The organism is Deinococcus radiodurans R1 = ATCC 13939 = DSM 20539 (assembly GCF_000008565.1).
Taxonomy (GTDB): Bacteria; Deinococcota; Deinococci; order Deinococcales; family Deinococcaceae; genus Deinococcus; species Deinococcus radiodurans.
In genome coordinates this window covers 978,818-991,480 of sequence record NC_001263.1, presented here as the reverse complement: position 1 = coordinate 991,480, position 12,663 = coordinate 978,818, and the positions used below count along the sequence as shown (strand labels likewise).

Genomic DNA, 12,663 nt, shown 5'->3' with positions numbered 1-12,663 from the left:
GTTTCAAGGCAGGGCAGACAGCCGGGCCAGCACCTCGCCCAGTGTGTCTGCCTGCGTTCCGGCGTTGTCCACCCGCACGACAGGGCACGAAAGCCGCGCCAGCCACGCTTCATGAACCAGGCGGCTGCGGCCCACGCTGGACGCCGGGTCGTCGTCACCGGCCGACCATGCCATGAAGTCCAGCTGCCGCCGGTGCATGGCGCCGCCTTCGTCGAGTTGCGCGCCGAACCGCGCCCGTTCGCGCTGGCGGGTGCGCTCGAGCCGCAACGGAGTCGGCAACGTCACGAAGATAACCGCGTCGAACTCCGCCATCAGCGGGTCGCCCCAGCCACACAGCGAGCCGCTGAGCACCCAGCCATCGCCGTCCACTAACGCTTCACGAAGCAGGCTCAGGCGCTGTTCGGGTGCCCGTTTAACGTGGTAAGGCGGGTCGGACGGGGCCCAGAAGAAGTCGTCTGTCTCGAAGTGCCCGAGCTGCAATGCGGCGGCCAGATCCCGTCCCAGCGTCGTCGTTCCCGCTCCCGAAGCCCCCAGGACATGCAGGCGGCGTGGCCTAGGCACAGAGCGGCGGGTCATGGGCGCAGGCAGCATACGGGGTCAGCGAGGCGCGGGCCTGCCATGCTGTCTCCATGTCCGACGACGCCCCCACCACCGCCCGGCAAGCCATTTTCGGCGCGCAGGAGGAGCGCATCCTCGACCGGCTCGCCGCGCTCGACCCCGACCTGATGGCGTATATCCGCGACTTCGCCTACGACACGGTGTACGAACGGCCCGGCCTCGACCTCAAGACGAAGGAACTGCTCGCCAGCGTGCTGCTCGTCTCGCTCGGCAGCCCCGACGAGCTCAAGACCCACCTGCGCGGTGCCCTGCGCGCCGGAGCGACAGAGCAGGAGGTTCGCGAAGCCCTGCTGCTGTGTGTCCCCTACCTCGGATTTCCACGCACGGTGGCGGCGTTCAGCCAGCTCCAAAGCCTGCTCGAACGCCAAAAGAAAACCCCCCAGCCGGAGCCGGGGAGTCGTTCAGAGGAAAGCGCTTAGAAGTTGAACTTGACGCCCACCTTGGCCTTGAACACGGTGCCGGGGAAGGCGAAACGGGCACGCACATCGTTGTAGCCGGCTTCACCGGTCTGGTAGGTGCCCGCGTCGGTGCCGTTGGTGATGGCGCCGTTGAAGTACTGGTCCACGCCGAGGTCGCCGATCAGGCTGGCACGGTCGCTGATGCGGTAGCCGAGCATGGCGCCGGCGCCCACGCCGAACGCGCTGGTGCGGGTGGTCTGCGAGAGGGCGGCGTCGCCCGCGTAGGTTTCGGTGGCGCTGAAGGTGCCGTAGCGCCCGCCCGCGTAGGCGGTCAGGTCCACGCCGCGTCCGACCTGGCCCAGGTTGTAGGTGCCGTCGAGGGCGTAGGTGCTGTGGCTGCCGCTTTCGGTCGCCAGGCCCTGCTGCTTATAGCTGCCGAAGGTGCCCAGGCCCAGGGTCGAGTTGACGCTCACGTCGTCGCGCAGGGCGTCGCTGGCGGAGGTCTGCGAGGCGCTGAGCTTGACGCCCACCGGGCCAGCCACGTTCGGCGCGTGGACAAAGACTTCACCGTTCAGGCCGCCCGCGTAGCCGCCGAGCACGCCGAATTCCAGACCGCGCAGGCCCAGGCTGGACGAGGGCTGCACGACGACGGTGGTCTGCGCGGCAGCGGTGGCGAGCAGGGCGGTGGTGGACAGAGCAAGGAACTTCTTCATGCCTGTTACTGTCCACTTTTTCTATGAGCCCTTCTCATCAGGCGCTTGAGTTCGCCTTGAGGCAACGGAAAGCTGGCGGTCAGCTCCGGGTGCCAGGGCGACTGAGTACGGTGCCAGAGACAGGATTGGGTAAGCCATCACCCTACCCCCTAATGCCCGGCGCAGTAATATAGGGGGTGCTGGAAGTGGTGGAAAATCTGAGCCTCACACGCTAACTTGTACCGAGTACAAACTTGTGTGGCGAGTCCGGCAAGCCGGTAAGCAAGTCAACATTCAGCTGCCCCGACCGGCAGCATGGTGAAGTGGAGGGAGACGCATGAATATTCTGACTCTGGTACGGCAGGTGCCCGACGCCGAAGCCCGCGTGAAAGTGGCCGGCAGCGGTGTGGACCTCGAAGGCGCGACCCTGGTGGTCGACGGCATGGACGAGTACGGCGTGGAAGAAGCCCTGAGACTGCGTGAAGGCGGCGCTCCCGTGGACACCATCATCGCCCTGGCCGTCGGCCCGCAGCGCAACGAAGATGCCCTGCGCACCGCCCTGGCGATGGGTGTGGACCGCGCCATTCACGTGGAAACCGATGAGAAGATCGACGCGGTGAGCCTCAGCAAGATTGTCGCGCAGGTCGCGCAGGCCGAGAACGCCGGTCTGATTCTGGTCGGCGGGCAAGAAGCTGACTGGGACTCGCAGGCCCTGGGCGCCGCCACCGCCGAGCGCCTCGGCTGGCCGCAACTCACCTGGACCAACGAACTGAAGGTCGAGGGCGACAGCGTGACGGGCCGTCACGACGTGGACGAAGGCAATGAGAGCTTCCGCGCTCCCCTGCCCGCGGTGGTCACCACCCAGCAGGGCCTGAACGAGCCGCGTTACCCCACGCTGCCCAACATCATGAAGGCCAAGAAGAAGGAGCTGCGCAAGGACAGCCTCGACACCTACGGCGTGCAGCCCCGCGTGCGCACCGTGAACGCCGAGATCCAGACCCGCGCCCGCCTGAACAAGATGATCGACGGCAAGGACCCGCAGGCCGCCGCCGCCGAACTGCTCAACCTCCTGCGCAATGAAGCGAAGGTGATCGCCTGATGATTCTGATCGTTGCCGAACACAACGGCGCCAAGCTCGCCAAGTCCACCCTCGAAATGGTGACCGCCGCCCGTGAGTCGGGCCGCGAAGGCCCCGTCACGCTGCTGGTCATGGGCCAGGGCGTGGCCGAAGTCGCCAACGAAGCCGCGCAGTACGCCGACCAAGTGCTGGTGGGCGACGCGGCGGGGCTGGCGCAGTACACCGCCGAAGTCTGGGCCGCTGCCACGGCGCAGATCGCGCAGGAAGGCGAAGCCGACCTCGTCATCATCGGCGGCAGCCGCTCGGGCCGCGAGTACGCTCCCCGCGTGGCCGTCAAGCTCGACGCGCCTTACCTCGAAGACGCCATCAAGCTCAGCAGCAACGGCAACGCCGTGCAGGCGCAGCGTTACACCTACCTCGCCCGCGTGACTGAAACCGTGGAAGGCGAAGGCGCCGTGGTCGTCGTGACCGTGAAGCCCGGTTCCTTCAACCCCGCGCAGCCGACCGGCGCGACGGGTGAGCAGTACGATGTGGACCTCGACCTGCCCGCTCCCCGCGTGGAAGTCACCGGCAAGAGCGTGGAAAAGAGCAGCCGCGTGGCCCTGACCGAAGCCGACGTGATCGTGACCGGCGGACGCGGCGTGGGCAGCCCCGAGAACTTCGCCTCCATGGTCGAAGGCCTCGCCGACGAAATCGGCGCTGGCGTGGGCGCGACCCGCGCGGTGGTGGACGCCGGCTGGCGCCCCTACGCCGAGCAGGTGGGTCAAACCGGCAAGACCGTGCAGCCCAAGGCCTACATCGCGCTGGGCGTGAGCGGCGCGGTGCAGCACCTCTCGGGCATGGGCAAGTCCAAGAACATCGTCGCCATCAACAAGGATGCCGAAGCCCCCATCTTCAAGGTCGCCGACTACGGCATCGTGGGCGACGTGAACCAGATCGTGCCCGCGCTGATTGAAGCGGCCAAGCAGCGCTGAGCTTTTCCTCTTCCCGGCTCCCCCACGGTGGGGAGCTTTTTTTTGTAGCCGCTTGACGCCTTTCTGACCCCCTGTCTCATCCCTTGCAAACGTGAGCGGCGCACGATGGTCGAATGAAAAAACTGTTTCCTCTTGCACTGGCTTTAGGCGGCGCTCTGCTGTCCCACGCGGCAGCCACCGATATCCGCATCTACCCTAGCTTTACCGAAGTGCGCGAGAGCGTGAGCAGCGGCAGCAACACGCTGACCGTCGCGCTGCCGCAGGAAGCCTGGGACGGCGTGATTCAGGGCAGCCTGGACCTCGAAGGCCTGAGCTTTAACAGCGCCGTGCAGAAGCTGGAGGCCAACTGGCTGAGCGGCCTGGAAGGCAAAACGGTGTACCTCAAGCGCGACGGCGGCAAGACCGAGCCGGTGACGCTGGTGCGCGCCCGTGACCTGCTGGTAAAGGACGCGGGCGGCAAATACTTCACCGTGCGGTACGAGGACCTGCAATTCGACGTGTTGCCCCCCGCCAACCCGCTGAGCCCTTCGCGGACGCTGGTGTTCGACCTGAAGGCGCCGGGCAGCGGCACCCTGAGTTACCTGACCCGTTCGGTGAGCTGGACGCCGCGCTACACACTGAAAGCCAGCGACGCGGGGGCACAACTCTCCGCACTGGCCGACATCCGCAACACCACCGATCAGCCCTACGACGTGAAAAACACCGAGCTGTACGCCGGGGACGTGAACGTGCAGGGCGACAGCTACCCGACGCCCGTTGCTATGGGCTTTGCGGCACGTAGTGAGGTAGCTGCTGCCCCCGCGCCCAAGATTCAGAGCGGCGGCGACCTGCGCGGGCTGTACAAATACACGCTCAGCAGCGCCTTCACGCTGCCCGCCAACAGTGTGGTGACGCTGCCTTTCCTGACGCCCAAGCTGACCAATTTCGAGCGCTACGTGGGCCTGGAGACTTACTTCAACACCGGCACCCAGGACGGCACTCTCAACCGTTTTTACCGCTTCACGGCGGACGACCGCCTGCCCGCTGGACCCATCACCGTGCGCGAGGAAGGCCGCATCGTGGGGCAGACGAACATCAGCGATACCCGCAAGGGGGGCAAAGTCGAATTCAGCCTGGGCGACGACCCCGACGTGCATTACACCCGCACGGTGCAGACCGTCACCCAGGTCAAGAACGACAAGGGCAACGTGACCAAGACGACCTACAAGGTCACCTACGCCTTCGAGAGCAGCAAGACCCGCGCCGTCCGGGCCGAAATCACTGAGCGGGTGGGCGGGCGCCGCGTCATCATCGACAGCGCCGCGCCCGTGCAGAACCAGGGCACTGCGACGCTGAAGGTGGACGTGCCCGCCGGGGGCAAGGTCAGCCGGAGCTTTACGGTGATTGTGGACAACGGTTGATAGTTAGGAGTTGATAGACAAGGCAGAAGCCCGAGCGGTTTCTGCCTTTCCTTATCTGTTTTTGACCCTCTACCCTTGTGGGAGAGGGCCTTGCGCAGCAAGGGGTGAGGGGGCGTCGAGACCAACGCCAATGAAACCTCACTCCATCAAATGCTTTAAAGAATCCCGCTCAGGTACGCCTCCACGCTCGTCTTCACCGGCATGAAATAGGCGTGCTGGCCGCGCTCGCGGGCGAACCCCAGAAGCTGGGCGGCGAACTGGCGGTCCCAGTCCATCGTCAGCTCGAAGGAACGCGGAAACACGGCGCGGTTGCGGGTCTGCCAGTAGTTCAGGCTGCCTTCCTCGGTGACGGTGGTCGCACCCCACCAGACCTCGGCGCCCTCCGGCACGATGTCGGCGTAAGCCTCGACCAGCCGCATGTCGAAAAACGGCTGGGTGAAAAACCCGGCGGCTCCGGCGTCGAGCTTGCGCTCCAGATAGTCGCGCTCGGCGGCGAAGCTCTGGCGGTAGGGGTCGAGGCCCGCGTACACCTTGACGTGCGGCAGCTCGGCCCGGAAACGGCGAATGGCCTGCTCGGCGTCCACGTTGTAGACCCGGTGCGACATATCCGCCGGGGCGTCGCCGGTCACGACCAGCACCTCCTGAATCCCGTGTGCCAGAAACGCCCCGGTCATCGGCAGGGGCTCACGCGGGTTGAGGTCAATCGCCCGGACGTGGGGAATGGCCCGCAAGGGGGCCGGGGCGAAGGCGCAGCCCTCCCACGAGCGGGTGGAAAAGCGCGTCAGGTCGGGGATGTTGACCGTGTCCACGCCGGGAAACTGCTCGGCGACCAGCGCGAGTTCGGCGCGCAGCTTGGAGCGCGAGCGCGGCACGAGTTCGAGGGAAATGCGAGTCATTGGTACACTCCAGTGCCCGTCAAGTTGAGGAGTGTACCGCTAGCTGTGCCCCCGTCCCCATCAAACCTGAGCTGGCTTACTTCAGCCGAACGGCGCTGAGGTGTCCCCTGTCTTAGTGAAGCGTGACCGTCTTGGTTTCGAACAGCCGGGCGCCGGCCACACAGTCGCCCTGATAGTGATTGAGCGTCAACACCGGTCGTGTCCCCGGTTGCACCGTGACCCGGTAAGCCAGGGTGTAAGCATTGGCACTGCTGCACTCGTCGACGGCGGCTTCGGGCAAATCGAACAGCGTGCGGAATTTGCCGCCCGCCAAAGTCACCAGGCTGGCGTCCTGCACAGTGTTCGAGCCATGCCCATAGAACTTCGCCAGAAACAACAGGTCGTCCACGCCGTCCCCATTGATGTCCCCGATGTTGCCGATGGCGTCGCCGATATTGCTCAGCGACTTGACGATGCGCCCTCCCTCGTAGATGACCAGCCGGCTGTTGCCGCAGACGTGGACGAGGTAGGCCGTTTGCCGCGCTCCGCGACGGGTAAAAGCGCCCGGTGTCTCGTCCGTCACCCGCGCGTCGCGGCACCCCGGCACGTTTCCGGGCGCGAAGGTGTCGCGCAGCACCCGCGTGGTCTGGGCGTCGGAGACGTAAGTGGGCTGAGGAGAGAGCCGGGTGTCCATCACGACCCGCGACGCTCCCGCCAGGCCGCTGAAACAGGCCACCAGCACCATCCACTTTTTCATGGCCGCAGGGTACACCTTGCGTGGGGGCAACGCCGCCCCCGAGTGGCAGGGTGGCCTTCACGATTGCGCTCCTGTCAGCTCTGCGCCGAGGGCTTTCTGGCTTGCTTCTGGCCCCGGCCCGGCGCTGTACGCCAGCAGCGGCCCCAGCCAGCGCTCGGCTTCCTGCACAGTCCAACCCTTACGGGCGGCGTAGTTCTCCACCTGGTCGCGCCCGATGCGGCCCACTGCGAAATAACGGGCCTCCGGATGCGCGAAGTACAGCCCCGACACCGCCGCCGCCGGGGTCATGGCACACGACTCGGTGAGGCGCAGGCCGATGCTTTCCGCGTCCAGCAGCTCAAACAGGGTGCGTTTCTCGGTGTGGTCGGGCTGCGCGGGGTAGCCGGGCGCAGGGCGGATGCCCTGATAGCGCTCCTTGATGAGGTCGGTGTTGTCGAGCGCCTCGCCCTCGGCGTAACCCCAGTGCCGCACGCGCACGTCGCGGTGCAGCTTCTCGGCAAAGGCCTCGGCCAGTCGGTCGGCCACCGCCTTGACCAGAATCGAGTTGTAGTCGTCGTGCTGCGCCTCGAACTGCTGCGCCAACTCCTCGGCGCCGAAGATGGCCGTGGCGAAGGCGCCGATGTGGTCGCCTCCTTCCGCCACAAAGTCAGCCAGCGCAGTGTTCGGCGTGGTCTGGTCGCGCTGCTGCCGCAGCGTGTGCAGGCGCGGCATGTTCGGCAGCGGCTCGCGCCCGGCGGCGAGTTCGTGCGTCTCGAAATCCAGCGTCTCGCCACGCCCCATCGCCGCATCGTCCAGCACGATGTCGTCGCCGTGCGCGGGCCACAGCCCGATGACGCCGCGCGCCCGCAGCGAGCCGTCGGCGATAACCTGCTCCAGCAGCGCCTGCGCGTCGGCAAACAGCTTGCGGGCCTCCTCGCCACGCAGAGGGTCGGTCAGGATGCCCGGGTAGATGCCCTTCATCTCCCAGGCGATGAAAAAGGGCGTCCAGTCGATGAAGGGCAGCAGCTCGGCAATGGGCTGTTCGACCACCTGACGGCCCAGATCGTGCGGCGCGGGGGGCACGGCGGCACTCAGTTGCGGGGCGCGGGCGCGGGCTTCTGCCAGCGCAATCAGCCGCACCTGCCGCTCGCCGTGGCGCTCGCGCAAGGTGTCATACTCGCCCTGCACGCGCCCAGCGTAGGCGGCCTCGTCGGTCAGCAGGTCGTTGGTCACGGTCACGGCGCGGCTGGCGTCCAGCACGTGCACTACCGTCCCGTCGTAGGCCGGGTCAATCTTGACCGCCGTGTGCGCCCGGCTGGTCGTCGCGCCGCCGATCAGCAGTGGAGTTTTCACGCCCCGGCGCGTCATCTCGCGGGCCACGTTCACCATTTCGTCTAAGGAAGGCGTAATCAGCCCGCTCAGACCGATCACGTCGGCACCGAGCCGCTCGGCTTCGTCCAGAATCTTCTCGCCCGGCACCATCACGCCGAGGTCGGTCACCTGATAGCCGTTGCAGGCGAGCACCACGCCCACGATGTTCTTGCCGATGTCGTGCACATCGCCCTTGACGGTCGCCAGCAGTACCTTGCCCTTGCTGGAGCTTTCCGCCTTCTCCGCTTCCAGATAGGGCGTGAGGTAGGCCACTGCCTTTTTCATCACGCGGGCGGATTTGACCACCTGCGGCAGGAACATTTTCCCCGCGCCGAAGAGGTCGCCCACCACGTTCATGCCGTCCATCAGCGGGCCTTCGATGACGGCCAGCGGGCTGCCGAGTTCCTGATAGGCGGCCTCGGCGTCCTCATCCACGTGGTCGGCGACGCCCTGCACCAGTGCGTGCCGCAGCCGTTCCTGCACCGGCAGGTCGCGCCAGGCGCTCTGGGCGGCACTTTCGCGCTTGATGTCCTTGTAGCGGTCGGCCAGCGTCAGCAAACGCTCGGTGGCGTCCGGACGGCGAGCCAGAATGACGTCCTCGACGGCCTCGCGCAGCTCCGGCTCGATGTCCTCGTACACCGCCAGCATCCCCGCGTTCACGATGCCCATGTCCAGCCCGGCGCGGATGGCGTGGTACAGAAACACCGCGTGCATCGCCTCGCGCACGTGGTTGTTGCCCCGGAAGCTGAACGAGACGTTGGAAATCCCGCCCGACACCTTCGCCGCCGGCAGGTTTTCTTTAATCCAGCGCGTCGCCTCGATAAAGTCCAGCGCGTAGCGGTCGTGTTCCTCGATGCCGGTGGCAACGGTCAGCACGTTGGGGTCGAAAATGATGTCCTGCGGCGGAAAGTCCGCCTGCTCGGTCAGCAGCCTATACGCGCGGCCCAGAATCTCCCGGCGTCGGGCGAGGTTGTCGGCCTGTCCCTGTTCGTCGAAGGCCATGACCACCGCCGCCGCCCCGTAGCGCCGCAGCAGCCGGGCGCGTTCCAGAAACCTGGCCTCGCCGTCCTTGAGCGAGATGGAGTTGACGACTGCCTTGCCCTGCACCCGCCGCAGCCCCGCTTCCAGAATCTCCCACTTGGACGAGTCGAGCATCAGGGGCACGCGCGAGATGTCCGGCTCCCCGGCGAGCAGGTTGAGGAACTTGACCATCGCTCCTTCGCCGTCGAGCATCCCCTCGTCGAAGTTGATGTCCACGATTTGCGCGCCGTTCGTCACCTGCTGGCGGGCAATCTTGAGCCCTGCGTCGTAGTCGCCGGCCAGAATCGCCTTGCTGAACTTGGGACTGCCGGTCACGTTGGTGCGCTCGCCCACGTTGACGAAGTTGGTTTCCGGCGTCAGGGTGAAGGCTTCGAGGCCGCTGAGGCGCAGGTAAGGCGGCAGTTGCAGCGCCTGGCGCGGGGGAATGTCCTTCACCGCCTCCGCAATCGCTTTGATGTGCTCGGGTGTGGTGCCGCAGCAGCCGCCCACGATGTTGACCAGCCCCTCGCGGGCGAAGTCGGCCAGCACCGCCGCCGTGTGTTCGGGCGTTTCGTCGTATTCCCCGAAGGCGTTGGGGAGGCCCGCGTTGGGGTGAACCGACACCAGCGCCTCCGTGTTCGCCGCAATTGCGCGCAGGTGGGGCCGCAGCAGGTCGGCGCCCAGCGCGCAGTTCAGGCCCAGCGAAAAGAGGCCGGCGTGCTCGGTGCTCACCGCGAAGGCTTCGGGCGTCTGCCCGCTCAGCGTGCGGCCCGAGGCGTCGGTGATGGTGCCCGAGAGCATGACCGGCAGCTCGCGCCCCTGCGCCGCGAACACGTCCTGCGCGGCAAACAGCGCGGCTTTGGCGTTCAGCGTGTCAAACACCGTTTCAATGAGCAGCAGGTCCGCGCCACCTTCCATCAACCCGGTGATGGCCTCCGAGTACGCCGCCACGAGGTCGTCGTAGGTCACGTTGCGGAACTCGGGCCGCTCCACGTCGGGAGAAAGGGTCGCGGTGCGGTTGGTGGGACCGACACTCCCCGCCACCCAGCGCTTTTTGCCGTCGCGCGCCTCGAACTCGTCGGCGACTTCGCGGGCCAGCCTTGCCCCCTCGCGGTTCATGGCGTAGGCCAGTGCCTCGGTGCCGTAATCCGCCTGCGAGATGGTCGTGGAGTTGAAGGTATTGGTGCTGGCGATGTCCGCTCCGGCCTCGAAATAGGCGCGGTGCACGGCGCGAATCACGTCAGGCTTGGTCAGTTGCAGCAGGTCGAAGTTGCCCCGGTACATCCGCGTGGGGTCGGCTTCGTCCCAGCGGAAGTCCGCTTCGGTGAGGTTGGCTCGCTGAAGCTGCGTACCCCAGGCGCCGTCGAGAATCAGGATGCGCTGGCGGGCGGCCTCGGTGATGGTGGACGGTTGATGGTTGATGGACGGATTGGCGGAAGCCGACGCTTCTGGGTGATGGCTCATGGTTGGAAATGCACCTCCTGGCGGGCATCGGGCCGCTCGCGCCATCGTCGGCGCACCTAAACGGCCCTTTCCTGAAAGCACCGTGACCGTGATGAAGGCCGGTTGCTGCGCCGTAGGCGGGCAGGAAACACCCTGGGGCGACTCTGGATGACCGCGCACGGGGGGGCGCGACAGAGGGCAGAATAACGCGCCGGGACCGGGGCAAATGCAAGCGGGCTAGGCGTTCGCGGGCCTTTCCCAGTGCTCCTCCTCCCGCCTGTCCAACAAACGCCACTCCCCTCTCCCCCACCTCACCTATGCTGGACGCACCTTGAAACTTCATCTGCATGGGCGGGCCGCATGAGCGGCACAGAATTCATTGTCGTCGGCGCCGGGTCGGGCGGCTGCGCGGCGGCGGCGCGGCTGCGGGAGGCCGGGCGGCGGGTGCACCTGCTCGAAGCGGGCGGCCCCGACACCCACCCCCACATCCAGATTCCGGTGGCGTTCGGGCGGCTGTTCGGCAGCGAGGTGGACTGGGCGTACCAGACCGAGCCGCAAGCGGAACTGAACGGGCGGCGGCTGTTCTGGCCGCGCGGCAAGGTGCTGGGCGGCAGCAGCTCCATCAACGCCATGATCTACATTCGCGGGCACCGCGCCGACTACGACGGCTGGGCAGCGGCGGGCAACCGGGGCTGGAGCTACGACGAGGTGCTGCCGTACTTCAAACGCAGCGAGGACTTCGAGGACGGCCCCGACGCCTTTCACGGCGCGGGCGGCCCGCTGCATGTGGAGCATCGCCGCTACACCCACCCCATCTGCGACGCGCTGACCGACGGCTTTGCCGAACTCGGTTATCCACGCAACGACGACTTCAACGCGGCGCAGCAAGAAGGCTTCGGGCGCTATCAGGTCACCATGAAGGGCGGCGAGCGCCATTCCACGGCAGCGGCCTACCTGCGGCCTGCGCTGGCGCTGGAGGGGCCGGGCGAGTTGCAGGTCACGACCGGCGCCCACGTCACCCGCCTGCTGCTGCGCGGGGGCCGGGCGGTGGGGGTCGCCTACCGCGACGAAGCGGGCGCGGAACACGAACTGCACGCGGAAGGCGGCGTCATCCTGACGGCGGGCGCCGTGACGAGTCCGCACCTGCTGCTGCTCTCGGGCATCGGCCCGGCGGACGAACTGCGAGCAGCGGGCGTGGAGGTGCAGTGCGACCTACCGGGTGTGGGGCAGAACCTGCAAGACCATCTGATTGTCCCGGTGGTGTTCGAAACCGACACGCCGGGCCTGCGCAGCCCCCTGCGCGAACCGCACCTCAGCGAGTACGAGCAGGAACGGCGCGGCCTGCTGGTGAGCAACGTGGCCGAGACGGGCGGCTTCCTGCGGACCTCGCCGGACCTCGCCGCCCCGGACCTGCAATTTCACCACGGCGCAGCGCTCTTCCTGGAATTTGGCAAGCCGCTGGCGCGTGGGCACCACTTCACGCTGCTGCCCACGCTGCTGCAACCGCACAGCCGGGGCCAGATTCGGCTGGCGAGCGCCGACCCGCTGGCGCGGCCTCTCATCGAGCCGAATTACCTTTCGGACTCGCGTGACCTCGACGTGCTGCTGCGCGGCATCGAACTGGCGCGGGAAGTGGCGGATACGGCGGCGCTCACCTCTTACCGCCGGGCCGAGTTCCTGCCGGGCGCGGGGGCCACAGACCGCGCCGCCCTGACCGAGCATGTGCGCGAGCACGCCATGACCATCTACCACCCGGTCGGCACCTGCCGCATGGGCCACGACGACTTCGCGGTGGTGGGCGACGACCTGCGGGTGCGCGGCGTGGACGGCCTGTGGATTGCCGACGCGAGCGTAATGCCCACCGTTCCGCGCGGCAACACGAACGCCCCGACCATCATGGTGGCGGAAAAGGCCGCCGACCTGATTCTGGGGCGGGCGGCGCCGGTCTGACTTCTACGGCTTTCGTCCCCTTCCCCCACAGCCGGGACGGCACCGGCTGCGGGTCCATTTTCCGAAACCCGTAGGGACTGCTGCTCACTCCGTTTGGATGGAACCCCC

10 protein-coding genes are annotated in these 12,663 nt (G+C 67.0%); 5 read left to right on the top strand and 5 right to left on the bottom strand.

The annotated features are described in order from the left end of the window. Positions 1–3: 3 nt before the first annotated feature. Positions 4–561 carry an ATP-binding protein gene (locus tag DR_RS05030; RefSeq protein WP_197480501.1) on the bottom strand — a complete coding sequence of 186 codons (558 nt, stop codon included), beginning with the start codon at positions 559–561 and terminating at the stop codon, positions 4–6. 68 nt (positions 562–629) lie between these two features. Between DR_RS05030 and DR_RS05025 the strand changes: the two genes are divergently transcribed. Further along, positions 630–1,037 carry a carboxymuconolactone decarboxylase family protein gene (locus DR_RS05025; protein ID WP_010887618.1) on the top strand — a complete coding sequence of 136 codons (408 nt, stop codon included), beginning with the start codon at positions 630–632 and terminating at the stop codon, positions 1,035–1,037. Here DR_RS05025 and DR_RS05020 read toward each other — a convergent pair. After that, the gene (locus DR_RS05020; RefSeq protein ID WP_010887617.1) at positions 1,034–1,729 is read right to left on the bottom strand and encodes a hypothetical protein; all 696 of its coding nucleotides are present in this window, start codon (positions 1,727–1,729) and stop codon (positions 1,034–1,036) included. The genes DR_RS05025 and DR_RS05020 overlap by 4 nt on opposite strands. A 316-nt stretch (positions 1,730–2,045) precedes the next feature. On the opposite strand from DR_RS05020, the gene DR_RS05015 reads away from it, so the two are divergent. From DR_RS05015 to DR_RS05005, 3 genes are all read left to right on the top strand, one after another. Continuing rightward, positions 2,046–2,807: an electron transfer flavoprotein subunit beta/FixA family protein gene (locus DR_RS05015; protein WP_010887616.1), complete on the top strand. Its 762-nt coding sequence runs from the start codon at positions 2,046–2,048 to the stop codon at positions 2,805–2,807. Further along, positions 2,807–3,760, top strand: a complete 954-nt coding sequence (locus DR_RS05010; RefSeq protein WP_010887615.1) for an electron transfer flavoprotein subunit alpha/FixB family protein — start codon at positions 2,807–2,809, stop codon at positions 3,758–3,760. Before DR_RS05015 ends, DR_RS05010 begins: the two co-directional genes overlap by 1 nt. A gap of 113 nt (positions 3,761–3,873) precedes the next feature. Next, positions 3,874–5,160 (top strand): DUF4139 domain-containing protein, encoded by a 1,287-nt coding sequence (locus tag DR_RS05005; protein ID WP_010887614.1) that lies wholly within the window; start codon positions 3,874–3,876, stop codon positions 5,158–5,160. A 155-nt stretch (positions 5,161–5,315) separates the two neighbouring features. On the opposite strand, the gene DR_RS05000 is transcribed toward DR_RS05005, so the two are convergent. From DR_RS05000 to metH, 3 genes are all read right to left on the bottom strand, one after another. After that, entirely contained in the window at positions 5,316–6,056 is a 741-nt protein-coding gene (locus DR_RS05000) for a methylenetetrahydrofolate reductase (protein WP_010887613.1), read from the bottom strand. A gap of 112 nt (positions 6,057–6,168) precedes the next feature. Beyond that, positions 6,169–6,792 carry an integrin alpha gene (locus DR_RS04995; RefSeq protein ID WP_027479670.1) on the bottom strand — a complete coding sequence of 208 codons (624 nt, stop codon included), beginning with the start codon at positions 6,790–6,792 and terminating at the stop codon, positions 6,169–6,171. Positions 6,793–6,849: 57 nt separating this feature from the next. After that, positions 6,850–10,626 carry a methionine synthase gene (metH, locus tag DR_RS04990; RefSeq protein WP_010887611.1) on the bottom strand — a complete coding sequence of 1,259 codons (3,777 nt, stop codon included), beginning with the start codon at positions 10,624–10,626 and terminating at the stop codon, positions 6,850–6,852. A 339-nt stretch (positions 10,627–10,965) separates the two neighbouring features. Between metH and DR_RS04985 the strand changes: the two genes are divergently transcribed. Then, on the top strand, positions 10,966–12,555 hold the full coding sequence (locus tag DR_RS04985; RefSeq protein ID WP_010887610.1) for a GMC family oxidoreductase: 1,590 nt from the start codon (positions 10,966–10,968) through the stop codon (positions 12,553–12,555). Positions 12,556–12,663 lie beyond the last annotated feature (108 nt).